The organism is Pontibacter sp. CAU 1760 (genome assembly GCF_054482735.1).
The window spans coordinates 375251-392999 of record NZ_JBTLRL010000002.1; the positions used below are offsets into that span (position 1 = coordinate 375251).

The 17749-nt window shown below is 49.9% G+C and carries 18 protein-coding genes; 7 read left to right on the top strand and 11 right to left on the bottom strand.

Annotated elements, in window-relative coordinates; all coding sequences use genetic code 11:
- Window positions 1-45 precede the first annotated feature (45 nt).
- The gene (locus ACXYMU_RS04070) at window positions 46-2106 is read right to left on the bottom strand and encodes a carboxy terminal-processing peptidase (protein WP_458985075.1); all 2061 of its coding nucleotides are present in this window, start codon (window positions 2104-2106) and stop codon (window positions 46-48) included.
- Window positions 2107-2394: 288 nt separating this feature from the next.
- Here ACXYMU_RS04070 and ACXYMU_RS04075 point away from each other — a divergent pair, with 288 nt between their 5' ends.
- The gene (locus ACXYMU_RS04075) at window positions 2395-2850 is read left to right on the top strand and encodes a PA2169 family four-helix-bundle protein (protein WP_458985076.1); all 456 of its coding nucleotides are present in this window, start codon (window positions 2395-2397) and stop codon (window positions 2848-2850) included.
- Window positions 2851-2973: 123 nt separating this feature from the next.
- Complete coding sequence (locus ACXYMU_RS04080; protein ID WP_458985077.1) at window positions 2974-3525, top strand: arylesterase; 552 nt, start codon at window positions 2974-2976, stop codon at window positions 3523-3525.
- A 64-nt stretch (window positions 3526-3589) separates the two neighbouring features.
- Here ACXYMU_RS04080 and ACXYMU_RS04085 read toward each other — a convergent pair whose 3' ends face one another.
- The 6 genes from ACXYMU_RS04085 to ACXYMU_RS04110 form a co-directional block, all read right to left on the bottom strand.
- Window positions 3590-4186: a DUF4142 domain-containing protein gene (locus ACXYMU_RS04085; RefSeq protein ID WP_458985078.1), complete on the bottom strand. Its 597-nt coding sequence runs from the start codon at window positions 4184-4186 to the stop codon at window positions 3590-3592.
- A gap of 192 nt (window positions 4187-4378) precedes the next feature.
- Complete coding sequence (locus tag ACXYMU_RS04090) at window positions 4379-4915, bottom strand: hypothetical protein (RefSeq protein WP_458985079.1); 537 nt, start codon at window positions 4913-4915, stop codon at window positions 4379-4381.
- 151 nt (window positions 4916-5066) lie between these two features.
- Window positions 5067-5708 (bottom strand): fasciclin domain-containing protein, encoded by a 642-nt coding sequence (locus ACXYMU_RS04095; RefSeq protein WP_458985080.1) that lies wholly within the window; start codon window positions 5706-5708, stop codon window positions 5067-5069.
- A 172-nt stretch (window positions 5709-5880) separates the two neighbouring features.
- On the bottom strand, window positions 5881-6618 hold the full coding sequence (locus ACXYMU_RS04100; RefSeq protein ID WP_458985081.1) for a fasciclin domain-containing protein: 738 nt from the start codon (window positions 6616-6618) through the stop codon (window positions 5881-5883).
- Window positions 6619-6779: 161 nt separating this feature from the next.
- A complete protein-coding gene (locus tag ACXYMU_RS04105) occupies window positions 6780-7871 on the bottom strand; it encodes a S1C family serine protease (protein WP_458985082.1) in 1092 nt (363 codons plus the stop codon).
- Between the two features lie 48 nt (window positions 7872-7919).
- On the bottom strand, window positions 7920-8492 hold the full coding sequence (locus ACXYMU_RS04110) for an RNA polymerase sigma factor (protein WP_458985083.1): 573 nt from the start codon (window positions 8490-8492) through the stop codon (window positions 7920-7922).
- A gap of 143 nt (window positions 8493-8635) precedes the next feature.
- Between ACXYMU_RS04110 and ACXYMU_RS04115 the strand changes: the two genes are divergently transcribed.
- Window positions 8636-8824 carry a hypothetical protein gene (locus tag ACXYMU_RS04115; protein ID WP_458985084.1) on the top strand — a complete coding sequence of 63 codons (189 nt, stop codon included), beginning with the start codon at window positions 8636-8638 and terminating at the stop codon, window positions 8822-8824.
- Window positions 8825-9088: 264 nt separating this feature from the next.
- Window positions 9089-9286 (top strand): hypothetical protein, encoded by a 198-nt coding sequence (locus tag ACXYMU_RS04120; RefSeq protein ID WP_458985085.1) that lies wholly within the window; start codon window positions 9089-9091, stop codon window positions 9284-9286.
- A gap of 174 nt (window positions 9287-9460) precedes the next feature.
- On the opposite strand, the gene ACXYMU_RS04125 is transcribed toward ACXYMU_RS04120, so the two are convergent.
- Window positions 9461-10651: a proline dehydrogenase family protein gene (locus tag ACXYMU_RS04125; RefSeq protein ID WP_458985086.1), complete on the bottom strand. Its 1191-nt coding sequence runs from the start codon at window positions 10649-10651 to the stop codon at window positions 9461-9463.
- Window positions 10652-11013: 362 nt separating this feature from the next.
- On the opposite strand from ACXYMU_RS04125, the gene aroB reads away from it, so the two are divergent.
- From aroB to ACXYMU_RS04140, 3 genes are read left to right on the top strand one after another with little or no spacing between them, the layout of a single operon-like run.
- The gene (aroB, locus tag ACXYMU_RS04130) at window positions 11014-12051 is read left to right on the top strand and encodes a 3-dehydroquinate synthase (protein WP_458985087.1); all 1038 of its coding nucleotides are present in this window, start codon (window positions 11014-11016) and stop codon (window positions 12049-12051) included.
- On the top strand, window positions 12048-13292 hold the full coding sequence (locus ACXYMU_RS04135) for a 3-phosphoshikimate 1-carboxyvinyltransferase (RefSeq protein WP_458985088.1): 1245 nt from the start codon (window positions 12048-12050) through the stop codon (window positions 13290-13292). The genes aroB and ACXYMU_RS04135 overlap by 4 nt, the downstream gene beginning before the upstream one ends.
- Window positions 13244-13819, top strand: a complete 576-nt coding sequence (locus ACXYMU_RS04140; protein ID WP_458985089.1) for a hypothetical protein — start codon at window positions 13244-13246, stop codon at window positions 13817-13819. Before ACXYMU_RS04135 ends, ACXYMU_RS04140 begins: the two co-directional genes overlap by 49 nt.
- On the opposite strand, the gene ACXYMU_RS04145 is transcribed toward ACXYMU_RS04140, so the two are convergent.
- The 3 genes from ACXYMU_RS04145 to ACXYMU_RS04155 all read right to left on the bottom strand — a co-directional run bounded on the left by ACXYMU_RS04145 (window position 13809) and on the right by ACXYMU_RS04155 (window position 17676).
- The gene (locus ACXYMU_RS04145) at window positions 13809-14585 is read right to left on the bottom strand and encodes an ABC transporter substrate-binding protein (RefSeq protein WP_458985227.1); all 777 of its coding nucleotides are present in this window, start codon (window positions 14583-14585) and stop codon (window positions 13809-13811) included. The two genes, ACXYMU_RS04140 and ACXYMU_RS04145, sit on opposite strands and share 11 nt — an antisense overlap.
- 364 nt (window positions 14586-14949) lie before the next feature.
- Window positions 14950-16020, bottom strand: a complete 1071-nt coding sequence (locus tag ACXYMU_RS04150) for a M42 family metallopeptidase (protein WP_458985090.1) — start codon at window positions 16018-16020, stop codon at window positions 14950-14952.
- Window positions 16021-16116: 96 nt separating this feature from the next.
- Window positions 16117-17676, bottom strand: a complete 1560-nt coding sequence (locus ACXYMU_RS04155; protein ID WP_458985091.1) for an acyl-CoA carboxylase subunit beta — start codon at window positions 17674-17676, stop codon at window positions 16117-16119.
- Between the last annotated feature and the right edge of the window lie 73 nt (window positions 17677-17749).

The window sequence follows — 17749 nt, forward strand, 5'->3', positions numbered from 1 at the left end:
GCTATGAATCATAGCTGGCGTTTCTACTTGGTTATTTCCGGGTTGTTATTTCAGGTCTTTTTTGATGATTGCCACGGCTTCTTCCAGGTATACGTCCTGCTTCAGGCTCTTCATGAACTCCTTGTTACGCACCACCTTGGCTGTGTCGCTAGACAGTGCCTGCAGGTCCTGCTGCAAACGGGCAACATCCAACACTGGGATTTCCTTTTGGGCAGCCTCATAGCGTTTTGTTATGGCTTCGGCCTGCGCCTGCTCTGCTTTGTACTGCTCTAGCTGCAGCGAACGCTCCGTTTTATCGGACTGCTTTTTCAGGCGTTCAGCACTCTCTTTAATCAAGGCGAAGCTGTTGTTCTGCGCCACACGCGCCTTACTGTTTGCTTGTATTTGCTGCAGGTTCACGGCACCGTTTTTCCAGGTCTTATACTTAGCTGGGGCAATTTCATCAAACGGCAGCGGGTAGTCCTGCTCTTTCTCGCCAAGCTCCAAGAAGCTGTAGGCGTCTGGCAGAATTACGTCTGGCGTTACGCCGCGTAATTGTGTCGTGCCACCGTTAATGCGGTAGAACTTCTGTGTCGTTAGCTTAAGGGCACCAAATGGCTTAAAGCTGTTGAACTGCGCCGGCAGTGCATCATCCAGTTCAAAGAACTGCTGCACGGTGCCTTTGCCATACGTTGGGCTACCCACAATCACGGCACGCTTGTAATCCTGCATGGCGGCTGCCAAAATCTCGGAGGCGGATGCACTGTTAGAGTTCACCAACACTACAAGCGGACCATCATACTGCACTTTCGGGTCACGGTCGTCGAGCACCACGGCTTTGCCGGATGCCGTCTTCACCTGCACGATCGGGCCCTGGTCGATGAACAGACCGGCCATTTCCACAGCGTCAGACAGGGATCCACCGCCGTTATTGCGCAGGTCTAATACCAGGCCTTCCATACCGGCTGATTTTAATTTCTCTACTTCCTTCTTCACGTCAGCACCGCTAAAGCGGCCATCCTTGTTCTGGAAATCAGCATAAAAGCCAGGAAGCTTTATATATCCGATTTTTTTACCGTCGTTGATGATCGCTGACTGGGCATAGCCTTCATCAAGCACAATCACGTCACGCACAATCGGTATCACCTTGGTAGAACCATCGGGTTTCTTTACCGTCAGGCGCACTTCAGTTCCTTTCTTGCCACGGATCAGTTGGATGGCGTCGTCCAGGCGCATACCTTCTATCAGCACTGGTTCGCCATTGCCCTGGGCTACGCGCTGTATCGCATCGCCCGGTTTCAGGTCGCCTTGCAGGTAAGAGGGGCTGCCCGGTACGATCTCCATCACTTTAATCTCGCCGTCTTTTTCCTGTAACGAAGCACCTATACCCTCCAAACGGCCAGTGAACTCAATGTCAAAGTTGTCCTTGTCCTTCGGCGGGAAATAGCCCGTGTGCGGGTCATATACGTTCGTGATCGCATTGATATAAGTAGAGCGGCGATCCTCGTTATTTACTTTGGCAAGGCGGCTGTACAGGTCGTCGTAGGTTTTCTTTACCTTCTCGCGGGCTTCTTTTTCTAACGCCGTTACCGACTTCTTCTCCGTTTTCTCACCTTTTTCGATGGCTTTTTGCTGTTCTTCCTGCAGGTCTACCAAACGGACAAGCGTCTGGTACTTGAGCTGCTTGCGCCACGCCTCTTTCAAGGCTGCTTTGTCTTTGGCATACGCCAGCTTCTCACCGTCGGTCTCAATGGATTCGTTTACTGCAAAGTCAAATGGCTTCTCCAGGATTTCCTTGTAATAAGCTTCTGACTCTTTGATGCGCTGGGCAATCAGGTCTGCAGAAATATCGAAGAATTCCAGCGAGCCTTGGCGCAACTGTTCATCGAGCGATGTGCGGTACTTGCGCAGGTTCTGTACATCCGACGCAAGCAGGAACTTCTTGTTGAAGTCGAGCCTGTCGAGGTATAAATCGAAAACCTTCTGCGAGAAAGCGTCATCTATTTTCTCAGGCTGGTAATGGCCTGAGCTTAGGCCCTGCATCAGGGCTTTGATGAGAATCTGGTTCTTCCCTTCCGGAGCATTGTCCCGGCTATAGAAAATGAAGGAGCCTGTGAGCAGGATCACAACAAAAACTGATAGGAATATTTTAAAACGGGTTGTCAATGATAGCATCTATTTATGGATTGGACTTACAGTAATGTACTACGCAAAAGTGATGCCGCATATTATATGCGCATGTTGCCACATTTCTTTAACCTGTAATGTAACAGGAAAACTTCTCAATTCATAGAGGAGGTACGGGTTCTGTGCAGCACATTTACTTTTTTCTATACGGGTATAAAACCAGTAAAATATAACTCTAAAAGAGTTTTTTTCGTTTCCTGTAGCATAAGAACCAAATAAAATAAAGCTATGCAAGACCGTAATGAAAAAACAATAGAAGTTTTACAGGAACTGAACCAGTTCGTTAACGATAGAATAGAAGGCTACAAGCACGCCTCAGAACTCACCAAGAACCCGGCGCACAAGTCGTACTATGACAACCTGATCCAGGAAAGCAACAGCTTTTCGCGTGAGATCAATAGTACCATCAGCAGCTTCGGGGGTGAGAAGCAGGAAGGCACCACCATGAAAGGCAAGTTTTACCGTGGCTGGATGGATGTGAAAAACTCCGTTGCCGGACGCGACGAAGAGTCTATCATCAAGTCGAACCTGTACGGTGAGGAGTGGGCGCAGAAAGCCTATAACGATGCACTGGACCACAAGGCGGAATTACCGCAGAACATTGTGCAGATGGTAGAGAAGCAAAAGCAGTCTTCGTTAGAGACTTGCCAGAAACTGCACCAGATGAAAGAAAGTGTAGACTAACACTCACAAATTCAGAATAATCAGAAGGGGTTACCGGTATTTCGGTAGCCTCTTTTTTTATGCCTGTGATAAACAATTGTAAAAGAAAGCAGTACAGTTGAACCTACGTTTTGCCTATTAGCGATGAAGAACATTCTGTTTTTTGGGGACAGCCTGACGGCTGGCTACGGCCTGCCTGCGGCACAAGCATACCCTAGCTTGTTACAGGAACAGTTAAAGCAGGAAGGGTATGATGCCTATAAAGTAATAAACGCCGGCTTGAGCGGCGATACCTCTGCTGCCGGGGTGCACCGGTTGGACAGGTGGCTGCAGGAACCGATAGCGATCTTAGTTCTAGCCTTGGGCGCAAACGATGGGTTGCGTGGCATCCCTGCCCGCGAAACCAGCCAAAACCTACACGAGATCATCCGGCAGGTAAAGCACCGGTACCCGGATGTGAAGGTGATTGTCTCAGGTATGGAAATCCCGGACATCATACCTGGGCGCTACGCGGCAGAGTTCCGGAAAATTTTCCGGGAGCTGGCCCTAAAGGAGAATGCTTTGTTCATCCCGTTCCTGTTGGAAGGAGTGGTGGGTAACCGCTACCTAAACCTGCCTGACGGCCTGCATCCGAACGCAGAGGGGCAAAAAGTGCTGGCGCAACATACCTGGAATGTTCTAAAGGGTATCCTGTAAAAAAGGAGAGGAGCCTCTCTAAGAAAAGCTCCTCCTTCATGATCGGTACATATCAAGTAACTGTTTACAAGCTGTTTGAGATACCGCCTTCCGTATTTTCAGCTTCCAATTCCATTGCCTTCGCTTTTTCCATTTGTGCCTGCAGCTCTTTCTGCGTGCTACGGGCCCATAAGGTAAAGGCATTCATATTGGCTTCCTCCACATCGGCTAAGTTGTCCCTGTATTTTTCCAGGGCCTCTTGCTGCGCGTCTCCCATCGTGTCCCAGAATCCTTCCTCAAACTCATCGGCCTCCGTTTTCTGCAGTTCGTCAAGGTATTCTGTCTGCTTTTCCTCGAGGTTGGCAGGCAGCGTTATGTTATACTGCTGAGCCAGCTCCTGTAACTCCTGTTGCTTGGTTTCATACCAGGTAACCATCTGCTGGCTATACTGCTTCAGGTTGTCGGTGCTGGCTTTCTCGGCGCCAAGCTGCCCAAGTCTAATCAGGAGCATGTTGTTTCGGGCAGCAAATGCCAGCAGCTCTTCGTTTTCTTCTGTCAAGGCAGCATCGGCTCCGGCTACGGTGGCAGTGCCCTCAGCCTCTTGCTCGCCGTTGCCAGAGTTGCACGATGCCAAACTAAGCATCCCGAATAGGCAAACGGCTATAAATGCGGTACTTTTCATAGTTTCTGGTTGTTTAAGATTAGATTGAATTTTAGTATACTTGCTTACGTGTTCACCCTGAATTGTTTGCCTCCTATGCATCGCATTATAGCTTAAACCGATCATCTCGTTGGCAGCAATGAGGGGTATAAAACAGAACAGCCTGCCCGTTGAGGGGCAGGCTGTTCTGTTTGTCTTTTTGAGAGCGGTGCTTTAGTAATAAATGTGCTCTCCTCTGTTTTTGTTGAAATGAGTTTCAAAGTAACGGGCATCCTCAGCGTTGTGCGGACGGAAACCTAAGACAATGTTGCCTTCCTTTACACCGGACTCGTACACTTTCGCGCGTTCTTCCGGAATACCGGCACCTACTAAGGCGCCAATCAATCCACCGGTCAATCCACCGGCGCCGGCGCCGGCTAAGCCTGCTGCCAGTGGTCCTGCTACCACTAAGCCTAAGCCTGGTATGGCTACTGAGGTACCAATGGCGGCGACAGCACCGATAATGGCACCTAAGGTACCACCAATGGCTGAACCAGCCCCTGTGCCTTCCAGCGACTTGTTGCCTAATTCTGTTGTGTCGTCTTTATCGTCATCACCGAAGTGGCGCTTACGGGCGTCATCTGACATAACTACGTTAATGTCATCTTTATCATATCCGCGTGCTCTTAATTCATCATAGGCGCGTTCTGCGGCATCCCTGTCTGGAAACATTGCGGTCATCATTCCCGAATTATCTGTTCTATCTGTCATAGCTCTACTTTTAATTTATAGGTTAATTAGTATCTGAGGCAGGCGACAGCTTCATAATGCAAAACTGCCCTGCCTGCCTGTTTTAACGGCAACAGCAGCGTATAGTTACAACTTTAGCCATAGTTGGCTCAGCTGCGATGCTCATTTTGTCCTATTGGTGGGGAGGGACGAGCACTTTGTCAACAACGTGCACAATTCCGTTTGATGCCTGCACATCGGCTTCCAGAATGCGTGCCCCGCCCACCGTTAGCACCGAGCCGGTGCGTTTTACAATCACTTCCTGGCCTTGGGCTGTTAGCATGGGCATATCGGGTTTCATCTCAGCCGTGCTGATTCTATTGGGGAGCACATGGGCCTGCAGAATACGGGTCAGTTCCATTTTACTGGATGGGTTTTTCAGGGCCTCCAGGGTACCCGTAGGGAGGTCTGCAAAGGCCTCATTGGTAGGGGCGAACACTGTGTATGGGGCCGGGCTTTCTAAGATCACCACCATGTCGGCTGCCCGAACCAACTCGAAGAAGGTAGATAAGTTAGGGTTTTGCTGCACCAGTGCCACAATGTTCATGTTCCGGCCAATCTCGTTACTAGCCGAAACAGTTGGGTTGGTTTCGCCTTCCGCCGACATGTCTGTATCTGGGTCCATGGGGGCCTGAGGGTTTGCTTCGTTCTGGTCTGTCAAGGCGGGCTCGATGGAGATGTCTGACTGGTCTGTGCTGGTGTCTGAGCTGGCACAACCATAGTTAAACGTCAGGATCGCGGCAAAGGCCACTGCCAGTTTAAGTTTCTTTTTCATAGGTATAATTTGATAAGTATAATATCAGGCTTTAATAAACGACTATCCTGCTGAATCAGTTTAAATCGGGGGGAAGGGGTATGAGGGTGGCTAAAAGCAAAAGCGGTCTCCCCGAATTCAGGAAGACCGCTTTTAGTTGTAAGATGACAATTATGATATAAGGTTTGTCTGATTAGTAACCGGCGCCTTGCTCTACGGCAACCTGGTCAGGCATGATAACGGCATCCACTACATGGATAAAACCGTTGGAGCCTTCGATGTTATTCTGCACAATATTGGCGTTCCCAATCATCACGTTCGTACCGTTCAAGGTCGAAGAAATCGGGATATAGCGGTTCTCAGAAACCTGGATTCGCTGAGAGGTGTTAAATTGCATCGAGCTTACTTTGCTAGGCAGCACGTGGGCCTGTATAACCTGCATGAGCTTCGCCTGGTTTTCTGGCATCACCAACATTTCCAGTTTGCTTCGGTCTATTTTGGCAAAGGCCTCATTGGTAGGGGCAAAAAGCGTTGCTTCATTTAAGCGGTTAATATCCTCTACCAGATTAGCTTGTTCTATTAGCTTCACGAAAGTCGTTAGGTTAGGGCTTTTTCTAGCCAGATCCATAATGCTATACTGTTCCGTGTTATCAATGTCATCAAACATGTCACTTATTTCAACAGTATTGGTTAGCGGTAGCGTTGCCATAGTCACGGTAGCCAAAGGTGCCACGATCTCTCTTTCTATTACCAAAGCCTGCATTGTTGCTGCATCTGCGTCGGTGGTAGAGCCTGCCATGGTCTGGGTTTCGCTCATGGTCGTCGTTTCGTCCATAGCGGTTGCATCGGTCATGTTTTCATTCGAGCTGGCACAGCTAAACATAAATAGTGTTGAGGCAAGTGCCATCGGGATTATTGTTCTCTTTTTCATAGCTTTCAGGTTTAAAATTTAACGTCAGGGAATTATGTAATCTCCTGTAACACTATATTTTAACTGAAATTATCGGAAAATGTTAAGCTGAAGGGGTTCGTTAAGGAGGGTAAATTAAACGAAAAACGCCCTTTAACTTAAAGCTAAAGGGCGTTCACTTATTAATTATATACTTTGACTACAAAAACGTAATCTTTTAGCTTTTCAAGCTGCTGAGGCCTATTCTGACCGGAAAGTGCATTATTTTTAGGGATAGCTGTCTTTACCGGAGCCTCCTGAGAAGGCAGTTCGTTGATCATTTGCATCAGGTAAGCTGACTTGATGGCGAATGAAGCGCCCTCCTGGCCCGCTTGCTTACCACTAATTACCCCAATCAGGTTGCCTTTATCATCCAGCAAAGGTCCACCGCTGTTACCAGGGTTAAGCGGGATAGAGATCTGGTAAGCCGTCGTGTCGCCTTCAAAGCCTGTGGATGAACTGAGTGATCCTTCTCCGAATACAATATCCTCGCGAGGGTAACCCAATGTATAGACTTTCTCGCCTAGCTGCGACTCAGCCGTTTTAAAGGTGTAAGGCAAGTTACCGAAAGAGACGAAGGTTGGGTCAACCACCTTCAGGATAGACAAGTCATTGATTTGATCGCGGTATACCTCCGTGACTTTATACTTCTGGCCAGATTTATTTTCGATCAGCACAGAGTCAGCACCCTCTACCACATGCGAACTGGTAACCAAGTAGCCGTCAGCACTGATGGCAAAGCCGGTGCCGCTGAAGGCCGCAGCCCGTGGCGCAGGTTTAGAAGCGTCGTTTATGCCATTTATGATGGCTGTCTGCGTCTTTTTGAGGAGTTCTACCTCACGGCGAAGCTCTACATAACGGGCAGCTTGCTGGCGTACAGGAGCTTTCATTTGCTGTACGCTCCAGTGCGCGCCGAAAACAGAGAGCAGCGACACGCTGGCAGCCACGGCCATTGTCTGGGCATGACGATTGAAGAAGACTTTCCAGGCAGCAGGTGTAGCCGGAGCCTGTGTTGTCTCAGTCTCCATCTCCGCATGTATCAAGTTAAGCTGTTTGCGGAGCGTCTGGCGCTGGCCATAGCTCTTCATAGCCTGCAAAAGCTGTTTCTGCGAGCGTACCTGTTCCTGCAAGCGGCTATCCGTATGCAACAAGGCCTCGAAAGCGGCTTTTTCTTCAGCAGCCATCTCTCCCTTCAGGTAACTTTCTATTTGCTCGTAAGCGCGATACTCTAGCATGGTATTGTCCTCTTGGCCTGTACCCAGGCATGTTTCATCTCTTTCCTCTTACACCTCTGGCTTGTAGGTGGCAAAAAATATTTTTTTCAGGCGTTGCAGGCACTTGTACTTCTGGTTCTTGGCCGTGTCTGAGTTCGTGTAGCCGTACTTTGCTGTGATGTCCTGCATGTTTTGCGTGTTGATATAAAAATCTTCCAGCAAACTGCGGCAGGGTTCCCCCACTTGCGCCAGGGCATCGCCCATAATGTCAAATTGCCTTTCCTGTTCTTCGTGCTGCTGGGTGTCTTCCTCCACGGGTATAAAACCCTCCGAATCCTCCACCCTTGTGGCAAAACGGCCTTTTTCTGCCAACCTCTTCAGCCAAAGCCGCCGGCACACCGAGTACAGGTATGTCTTGATCTGGCAGTTCAGTTCCAGCGTATTGGCCCTGATCTTTTCGTAAAATACGATAACGCCTTCCTGGTAAATGTCCTTGGCTTCGTCATCAGTTCCACTGTTGCTCATAATAAAATGAGAGATCATGGGGAAATAAAGTTTGTACAGGTGGGCTAATGCGCGTTCATCGTCGCGTCGGATGCCTTCCATCACCGCCTCATCCGTCTCATACAAACTCTTCTTCATTCCTGTCAATTTTTAATACCTTTTGGGCCGCAATGTAACCCGTTGAAAAATAATTTTTATTTTTTTTAAAAAGCCGGGTTACCTATCGCCCGTTCCGGTATGAAGTTCAAAATCGAAACCAAAAAACTTAATCACAACACAAAATGAAAAATTTATTCGCTTTCGCCGTTATCGCTCTTGCTTTCTCTTTCACTGCTTGCAACGAAGAAGCTGCTACTGAAACTGAAGTTGTAGAGACTGAGGTTGTTGAGGAGACTCCAGTTGTTGAAGAGACTGTAGTTGAAGATTCTACTGCTATCGTAACTGACTCTGCTGCAACTGTAGTTGAGTAATTATATCTGAGCTTGGGCATTTCGCTTATAGTTCTGAAATAAATAAAGGGGCCCCGCATAACTGTGGGGCCCCTTTATTTTGCCCTGCTGATGATAAATAACGCATTTAGTATAATTCATATCGAGTTGATTGCCAGTTTGATGTGTGCTGTTCGTGGTGGTATGCTAAAGTTTTTCAATTATTTTTTAAAAAGCCGGGTTACCTATCGCCCGTTCCGGTATGAAGTTCAAAATCGAAACCAAAAAACTTAATCACAACACAAAATGAAAAATTTATTCGCTTTCGCCGTTATCGCTCTTGCTTTCTCTTTCACTGCTTGCAACGAAGAAGCCGCTACTGAATCTGAAGCTGTAGAAACAGAAGTTGTAGAGACTGAGGTTGTTGAAGAAGCTCCAGTTGTTGAAGAGGCTCCAGTTGTTGAGGAGACTGTAGTTGACTCTACTGCTACTGTGGTTGAGTAATTATATTAGGACTGGAGCGTTTCGCTTATAGTTCTGAAACACATAGAGGGGCCCTGCATAACTGTGGGGCCCTTTTATTTTGCCCCGCCGGGAAGGCCAACCTGCTAAGTATGGTTTGGAGGTATGGGCATGAAAAAAAGGAGTGAAGCCCGTCGGCTATCACTCCTTTTCTAATTATCTATGCTTCTCAGCTTTTCGTCTCTCTATTTCACTGTTGATCAGGCTGAACTCCCGGCTGCTTTGCCCGGCAATGGCCGTGTTCTCGTTGGCACGCCGCAGCAAGTAGGGCATTACCGCCTCTACAGGTCCATAGGGTACGTACTTGGCCACATTATACCCTGCCTTGGCCAGGTTATATGACAGGTTATCGCTCATGCCATACAGCTGTGAAAAGTAAACCCGTTTGTCTTCCGGCGCAATGTTATGGGCTGCCATCAGGTCCATCAGCAGGTATGAGCTTTGCTCGTTGTGCGTACCGGCGCAGAAATAAATCCGATCTAGGTGATCCATGCAAAAACGCAGCGCACTGTCGAACAGCTTATCAGACGCCTCCTTGGTCGGGTTGATTGGGTCGGGGTACCCCATGGCCTGCGCGCGTTTGCGCTCTTTTTCCATGTAGGCCCCGCGCACTAGTTTGGCCCCAAGGTAATAACCACCTTTCACGGCATCAGCGTAATCCCGCCGAATCACCTCCATCCGGTCGTGGCGGTACATCTGGTACGTGTTATACACAATGGCACGCTCCGTATTGTAACGGGCCATCATCTCATAGGCCAGCAGGTCAATAGTGTCCTGGATCCAGCTCTCTTCGGCATCCACAAAAACCGGCACGTTGGCCTGGTGGCATCGCCGGCACAGGGTATTCATGCGGTCGCGCCCGCGCTCAAAGGCGGCACGCTCCTCCACGCTTAGCTCCTGGCGGGTCTGCACCTTCTCCAGTAGATTAATATCAATCAGGCCGGTTACCTTGAACACAGAAAAAGGAATGAGTGCATGCCCGCGGGCTTTCTCTACGGTGCGCAGCAGTTCTGCCAAAGTGGCATCAAAGCTTTTCTCGTCGCCTTCCCCCTCCACAGAGTAGTCCAGGATGGTGCCGATATTGTATTGGCTCAGTTCACGAATCGCGCGTTCAGACTCTTCAATGGTCTCACCACCGCAGAAATGATTGAAAACGGTTTTCTTGATGATAAACTTAACGGGCAAGTGCAGATTGATGGCCGTGTTCAGCAGGGAACCGCCTACTTTCACGAGCGTGTTGCTGTTCATCATTTTAAATAGCAGGTAAAGCTTATATAACTCAGCGTCTGTTTTTGAGCCAAACGCTACGGCTGTGTCATCAAAAGACACGGTGGTACCAATGTTCATGTAAGTAAAATTAGTGCTGTAAAGATAGCGTTTCGGGCATCGTGCGCAATCACCTGTAGCAGGCACTTGAAGTACAATTTTCGGACCGATTCGCAGATGTTTTCAGGCTGATGCTAAGTTGATTTTTTTATAGTTTTCAAGCTGTCATTTTTATAAATTTAAGCGCAGTTTGTTGCTATTGTAGTAAGCAGGAGGCTTGTTGGCTTTCACTAAATATTTTTGCTCTCCCTCTTGTGCGTTTTGCCTTTTATGCCAGATAGTAGGGTAAAGTATACCGGTAGCTACTATATTGCAGAGGCAGCCTGCGTGAGCACTTGGTGCGCTGCGTTTTCTTATTGATGATCTTAAGCCGTACGAGAACTGTGACAGAAACTATACATATTGGCCAGCAGGCATTAGAAGAGCTGGCTGTGATGCTGCAAAACAGAGCTTTCAGCAAAGTGGTGGTACTGTTGGATGAGCATACGCTGGCCCACTGCTACCCGCAACTAAAGCCTCACCTGCCTGAGCACTCCGTCATCCAGATCAGCAGCGGCGAAGAGCACAAGACGCTGCAAACCTGCGAATACATCTGGCAGCAGATGACGGAACTGCACCTAGACCGCTGGGCGGTGCTGGTGAACCTGGGTGGCGGTGTGATCGGCGATATGGGCGGTTTCTGCGCTTCCGTTTTCAAGCGCGGGATATTCTTTGTGCAGGTGCCCACCACCTTACTGGCGCAGGTAGATGCCAGCGTAGGCGGCAAAACCGGCATCGATTTTCATGGCCTCAAAAACCACCTGGGGGTATACCAGGAGCCGCAGGCGGTATTTATCAACCCTGCTTTTTTGCAAACCCTGCCCCAGCGCCAGCTAAAATCGGGCTATGCCGAGATCATCAAGCACTGGCTGATTGCCGACAAGGCTAAGTTTGAAGAACAGCGCAATATCGGGCTGCTAACGGATAACTGGGAAGAACTTATCCGGCACTCGGTGGCCATCAAATCGGAGGTGGTAAACGCTGACCCACTGGAAGGCGGCTACCGCAAAGTGCTGAACTTCGGCCATACCGTAGGCCACGCCGTAGAGACCTATCTGATGAGCCAGGCGGATCGGCAATTGTTGCACGGCGAAGCCATTGCCGTGGGTATGATTTGTGAAACATACCTGTCGGTAAAGAAAGAACTGCTGTCTGAGGAGGACCTTGGGCGTGTGGAGGTTTTCCTGGAGATGGTATACGAGAAGGTGGTACTGAAGCCAGAGGACATTCAGGCGATCGCAGTCCTGGCGCTGCAGGATAAAAAGAACTCCGGCTCAGCCATCAACTGCACGCTGCTCAACGGCATCGGGCACGCCGTATACAACCAGCCCATCACACTCCCTGACATTGAGGAATCATTACGCTACTATCAATCCTTATGATATCATCCAAAAAATTACGCTCAGTAACGCTGTCGCATCCCACCGGCGTGCTGAACGGAAGTATAAAACTACCAGCCTCTAAAAGCGAGGCGAACCGTGCCTTGATCATCGCGGCACTGTCGGGAGAGGAGGCAGAACTGCTGAACCTGTCGGAGGCGAACGACACCCAACTGCTGCAACGCCTGCTCATAAGCGATGCAACTGAGATAAACGCAGAAGACGCAGGCACAGTAATGCGCTTCCTGACAGCCTATTACGCAGTGACCGGGCAACAGAAAACCTTAACCGGCACAGACCGCATGTGCCAGCGCCCAATCAAGGTGCTGGTGGAAGCCTTGCGCGAATTGGGTGCAGACATCAGCTATTTGGGTGAAGAAGGCTACCCGCCCCTGCAGATGAACGGCTTCAACGGCAACGGGAAAAGCAAACTGACTGTGCGCAGCGACATTAGCAGCCAGTATATCTCGGCGTTGCTGATGGTTGGGCCACTGTTGTCTGACGGCCTGGAACTCGAACTGGAGGGCAAGATCGGCTCGCGGCCCTACATCGAAATGACGCTTTCACTAATGGCGCATTTTGGCGTGAAGGCTACTTTTGAAGGCAATACCATTACTGTGGCTCACCAGTCGTATACCGCTACCTCGTTCAGTGTGGAGTCAGACTGGTCGGCGGCAAGTTACTGGTATAGCATGGTGGCGCTGGCCAGAGAGGCCGACATTACCCTGCTGGGCCTGAAAGAGAAATCATTCCAAGGCGACCGGGCCATTGTAGACATCATGGACCGGCTAGGGGTGCATACCACCTTTACACCGGAGGGTGTGCAACTATCAAAGAAAGCGCATAAGCACCACGCCTCCTTTGATTTCTCGGACTGCCCAGACCTGGCTCAAACCATTGTGGCGCTTGGAGCAGGCAAAGGAATCGAAATAGACATGACAGGCTTGGAGAGCCTTCGCATCAAGGAAACGGACCGTATTCAGGCGCTGCAACTGGAAGTCCTGAGCATGAAGGCCTCTGTAGAGGAAGTGACACCAGAGCTGTTTAAATTAAAGCCAGGTATCCTGCCGAAGCAGCAGCTGTCGTTCCGTACCTACGAAGACCACCGCATGGCTATGGCCTTTGCACCCATAGCGCTCCTGCAGCCCATTGAGATAAAGGAGCCGAGCGTTGTGCGTAAATCATACCCCCGGTTTTGGGAAGACCTGCAGCAGGTTGGCTTCGTGATAACGGAGAATGCCTGATGAAGGCGCGCCGGTTATATGGTGATGCCGGGCAAATTGCGGCACTCCTGCAGCAAATGGAGTTGCAGGAGACCGCTGCCGGCGGGTATGCCGCCGTATACCGCCACCCGGACACAGGTGCCTTTTGGTTACAGTGCTATGCCACGGCCGCCGTGCAGGGGGGCGGTTACCAACTCCTGATCAAACTGCCCTTGCCTTCTACCGATAAGTTGATTGAGGTTGCCTTGCAGAGTGCGCACACCGATGAGGCCGTTGCGGCACTTTTCCGGTTGCTGGACGAGGAGGCGCTGGAGAAAAAAGATTTCCGGCAGGAGTTGGTACAGCATTTGGAACGATTGGCTGAAGAACCGCTTAATGCCTTCACCCGCCAAAGAGTGGAGGAGGTGATTCGGTTAACAGCGCTGGACGACCCGATGAACAAGCGCGAGGTATTGCATAAGAGCCAAGCTGAGATTGCGCAGGATGCCGCCGAATTTGAGCAGATCGCGCAATGGGCAAAAGCATTACTGAGGCGTATCAGGGAGTAGGCTGCCTTATGCTGCCCACTAGCAGCTGCAAATAAGAAGATGCCTGTAATAACCGGCTGCCATACCAACTGAACATCTCCCCATCAACCACCACCACTGTGGCCTGCGGGCAAAGCTCCTGGAACTCCCGCACATGTTTTTCCTTGAAGGGGTATGGCTCCGATGAAAGCAGGATGAGCTGTGGATTCGCTTCTTTCAAGGCCTCTGGACTTATCTCCGGGTAGCGCGCCAAGGCTGCAAAAACATTTTGGAAGCCGTAGCGCTGCAGCATGTGGTCGATAAAGTTCTGGTTGCCGACAGCCATATAAGGTTTGCGCCAGATAAAATAAGCTGTGTTGATGGAAGGCTGCAAAGGCTCTATCACCTCAAAACCTTCTTTGATTTGAACTACTAATTCCTCCGCTCTAGTAGCAGTCCCTGTCAGTTGCCCTACCTGCTGTATCATGTGCAGCGCGTCTTCCAAGGTATAAATATCGCTTATCCATACCGGATACTTCTGCTGCAATGCTTCAATGCCTTCCTGATAATTTTCCTCTTTGTTGCCGATGATGAGGTCGGGCTGCAACTTCGCTATTGTATCGAGATGGAAGTTTTTGGTACCACCGATGATTGTTTTTTGCTGTGCGGCTTCTTTGGGGTGGATGCAAAATTTGGTTATACCCACAACCCTGTCTGCTAATCCTAAATCAAAAAGCAGCTCGGTTTGAGAGGGCACCAGCGATACAATGCGCTGCGGCAATTGTGGCAGCGTAATATGGTGGCCCATTTGGTCGGTGAAGTTCACGCTAAAGTATAGTTAAGCTGAAAGGTACAAACTACTAAGCTGCTTGCTGCCAGCAAAGGGTATAAACGCCAACAAAGTGGCTTTAAGACTTAGGTTGACTGTTTTACGCCGCTTGTTGAGTGTGATTGGGAATATAATAACCAACGGAAACACAACTATAAAGAGCTTAGAAGGCTCAGGCGCAAAAGCCATGGTAGCCAGTGCCGCAACAGTAAAAACTGTGACCAGGCAGAAGTTAGTACGGTTCATCGGTTACAAAAATGGGTTGATGAAATATACGAAAATGCATTAAAAGCAAAAACCTCCGAAGCACAGACTCCGGAGGTTTTGCCTGGTATGAAAAATGTTAGCTCAGGTAGCGGAAATCCTGCTTGTCCTGAATCTTGAGAATCGTCTCGTAAATCATCCTGATCACGCTGTCTACATCTTCTTTGTGCACCGTTTCCACGGTCGTGTGCATGTACTTAAGCGGAAGCGAGATCAGGGCCGAGGCCACACCGGCGCTTGAGTAAGCAAAGGCATCGGTATCAGTACCGGTTGCACGTGAAACAGCCGAGCGCTGGAACGGAATATCCTTTTCCTTGGCCGTGTTGATGATCAGGTCGCGCACGTTGTTCTGCACAGCCGGGCCATAGGCAATCACAGGGCCTTTGCCGCAATGAATGTCGCCACTGGTTTTCTTATCATACATCGGCGACTGCGTATCGTGAGTCACGTCGGTGATGATGGCCACGTCCGGCTTGATGCGGTGGGCAATCATCTCAGCACCCCGCAAGCCGATCTCCTCCTGCACGGCATTCACGATGTAAAGGCCAAAAGGCAGCTTGTTTTGGTTTTCTTTCAACATACGCGCCACCTCGGCAATCATAAAGCCTCCGATGCGGTTATCGAGGGCGCGGCCTACGTAGTAACGGTCGTTCATGACGGTAAACTCGTCCTCAAACGTAGCCACGCAGCCCACGTGTATGCCCATTTCCTCTACTTCCTCGCGGTTCTTGGCACCGCAGTCCAGGAAAACAGTCTCGATGGTTGGGGCTTTGTCCTGTTCCACTTTGCGCACATGGATCGCTGGCCAACCAAAAATCGCTTTCACTATACCTTTTGAGGTATAAATATTCACCCGCTTGGATGGCGCAATCAAGGCATCAGAACCACCGTTACGCTTCAGGTAAATATAACCTTCCGGGGTGATGTAGTTCACAAACCAGGAAATCTCGTCGGCATGCGCCTCAATGACCACTTTATAATCGGCCTCTGGGTTGATTACCCCCACTACGGTGCCGTAAGTATCCGTAAAGTAGCTGTCGATGTATGGTTTAACGTAGTCCAGCCACAGTTTCTGCCCTTCCACCTCAAAGCCGGTAGGAGAGGAGTTGTTGAGATATTTCTGTAAGAAATCAAACGATTCTTGACGCATATTTTTCGATTAAAAATTAAAGACTAATAACCATGAATAATTAGAACTAGCACACAACTAAGTGAGTAGGTTTCTAATTTTGAATTCATAATTAACTTACAGCGGTATGTTTCCGTGCTTCTTTCTTGGGAGCGTTACAGCTTTGTTTTCCAGCATTTTAAATGCTTTTATCAATTTTGCCCTTGTCTCAGACGGCAGGATCACCTCGTCGATAAAGCCACGGTGTGCTGCGCGGTATGGCGTGGCAAACTTCTCTTTGTACTCCTGCACTTTCTCAGCCAGTTTCGCGGCAGGGTCTTCGGCGGCAGCTATCTCGCGCTTGAAGATGATCTCCGCGGCTCCCTGTGCCCCCATTACGGCAATCTCGGCAGTTGGCCAGGCAAAGTTCATATCCGCACCAATGTGCTTGGAGTTCATTACGTCATAGGCACCGCCATAGGCTTTGCGCGTAATAACCGTGATGCGTGGCACAGTGGCCTCGCAAAAGGCGTAAAGTAATTTCGCGCCGTTGGTGATGATGCCGCGCCATTCCTGGTCGGTGCCCGGCAGGAAGCCTGGCACGTCTTCCAGTACCAGCAACGGCACGTTAAAGCTGTCGCAGAAGCGCACGAAGCGGGCTGCCTTGGTGCTGGCGTTAATGTCCAGTACACCAGCCAGTACCGCCGGCTGGTTGCCTACAATACCGATGCTGCGACCACCCAGGCGGGCAAACCCCACCACAATATTCTCCCCAAAGTTCTTATGCACCTCAAAGAAAGAGTCTGCATCGATGATGCCCTCAATCACTTCGCGCATATCGTAAGGCTGGTTCGGGTTTTCCGGTATAATGGTGTCGAGTACTTCCCGTGTCTCGTCGGCCTGCGCCTCATAAGGCAGCATTGGCGGAAGGTCCTCGCAGTTCTGCGGGACATAGCTGAGCAGCTTTTTGATATAAGTGATGCACTCCACCTCATTCGCGCAGGAGAAATGTGTTACGCCGCTTTTGGTGCTATGCGTGCTGGCGCCACCTAGTTCTTCGGATGTTACCTCTTCGTGCGTTACCGTTTTCACCACGTTAGGGCCGGTCACAAACATATAGGAGGTATCCTCCACCATCATAATAAAGTCTGTGATGGCAGGGGAGTAAACAGCGCCACCGGCGCATGGCCCCATGATAGCCGAGATCTGGGGAATGACACCTGAGGCCAGCGTGTTGCGGTAGAAAATATCCGCGTAACCACCCAAGGATACAACACCCTCTTGGATGCGGGCACCGCCAGAGTCGTTCAGGCCAATCACCGGGGCTCCATTTTCCATGGCCAGCTCCATGATTTTCACGATCTTCTCGGCATGGGTTTCAGAAAGAGAGCCACCCAGCACGGTAAAGTCCTGGGAGAACACATACACCAGTCGCCCGTTGATGGTACCATATCCGGTTACTACGCCATCGCCTAAGAAATACTGCTTGTCCAGTCCAAAATCTTTGGAGCGGTGCATCACAAATTTGCCGATTTCCTCGAAAGAGCCTTCGTCCATCAGTAAGTGGATGCGCTCGCGTGCCGTGAGCTTGCCTTTCTTGTGCTGTGCCTCAATGCGGTCTTGCCCACCTCCCAAAAGTGCTTCAGCGTTCTTGCGCGCCAGCGTCTCCAGTTGGCTTTGTCTGATTTCTCCTGCCATGTATGTGTCGTGTATCTAGTCTGGTGTTATGAAAGTGTTAATTTTTCAAATTTAAAAAAACTCTGCAGCTATC

Coding starts and splice junctions, on each gene's coding strand:
- ACXYMU_RS04075 (WP_458985076.1), top strand. CDS start 2,395: ATGCAAGACCGTAATGAAAAAACAATAGAAGTTTTACAGGAACTGAAC.
- ACXYMU_RS04080 (WP_458985077.1), top strand. CDS start 2,974: ATGAAGAACATTCTGTTTTTTGGGGACAGCCTGACGGCTGGCTACGGC.
- ACXYMU_RS04085 (WP_458985078.1), bottom strand. CDS start 4,186: ATGAAAAGTACCGCATTTATAGCCGTTTGCCTATTCGGGATGCTTAGT.
- ACXYMU_RS04090 (WP_458985079.1), bottom strand. CDS start 4,915: ATGACAGATAGAACAGATAATTCGGGAATGATGACCGCAATGTTTCCA.
- ACXYMU_RS04095 (WP_458985080.1), bottom strand. CDS start 5,708: ATGAAAAAGAAACTTAAACTGGCAGTGGCCTTTGCCGCGATCCTGACG.
- ACXYMU_RS04100 (WP_458985081.1), bottom strand. CDS start 6,618: ATGAAAAAGAGAACAATAATCCCGATGGCACTTGCCTCAACACTATTT.
- ACXYMU_RS04105 (WP_458985082.1), bottom strand. CDS start 7,871: ATGCTAGAGTATCGCGCTTACGAGCAAATAGAAAGTTACCTGAAGGGA.
- ACXYMU_RS04110 (WP_458985083.1), bottom strand. CDS start 8,492: ATGAAGAAGAGTTTGTATGAGACGGATGAGGCGGTGATGGAAGGCATC.
- ACXYMU_RS04115 (WP_458985084.1), top strand. CDS start 8,636: ATGAAAAATTTATTCGCTTTCGCCGTTATCGCTCTTGCTTTCTCTTTC.
- ACXYMU_RS04120 (WP_458985085.1), top strand. CDS start 9,089: ATGAAAAATTTATTCGCTTTCGCCGTTATCGCTCTTGCTTTCTCTTTC.
- ACXYMU_RS04125 (WP_458985086.1), bottom strand. CDS start 10,651: ATGAACATTGGTACCACCGTGTCTTTTGATGACACAGCCGTAGCGTTT.
- ACXYMU_RS04135 (WP_458985088.1), top strand. CDS start 12,048: ATGATATCATCCAAAAAATTACGCTCAGTAACGCTGTCGCATCCCACC.
- ACXYMU_RS04145 (WP_458985227.1), bottom strand. CDS start 14,585: ATGGGCCACCATATTACGCTGCCACAATTGCCGCAGCGCATTGTATCG.
- ACXYMU_RS04150 (WP_458985090.1), bottom strand. CDS start 16,020: ATGCGTCAAGAATCGTTTGATTTCTTACAGAAATATCTCAACAACTCC.
- ACXYMU_RS04155 (WP_458985091.1), bottom strand. CDS start 17,676: ATGGCAGGAGAAATCAGACAAAGCCAACTGGAGACGCTGGCGCGCAAG.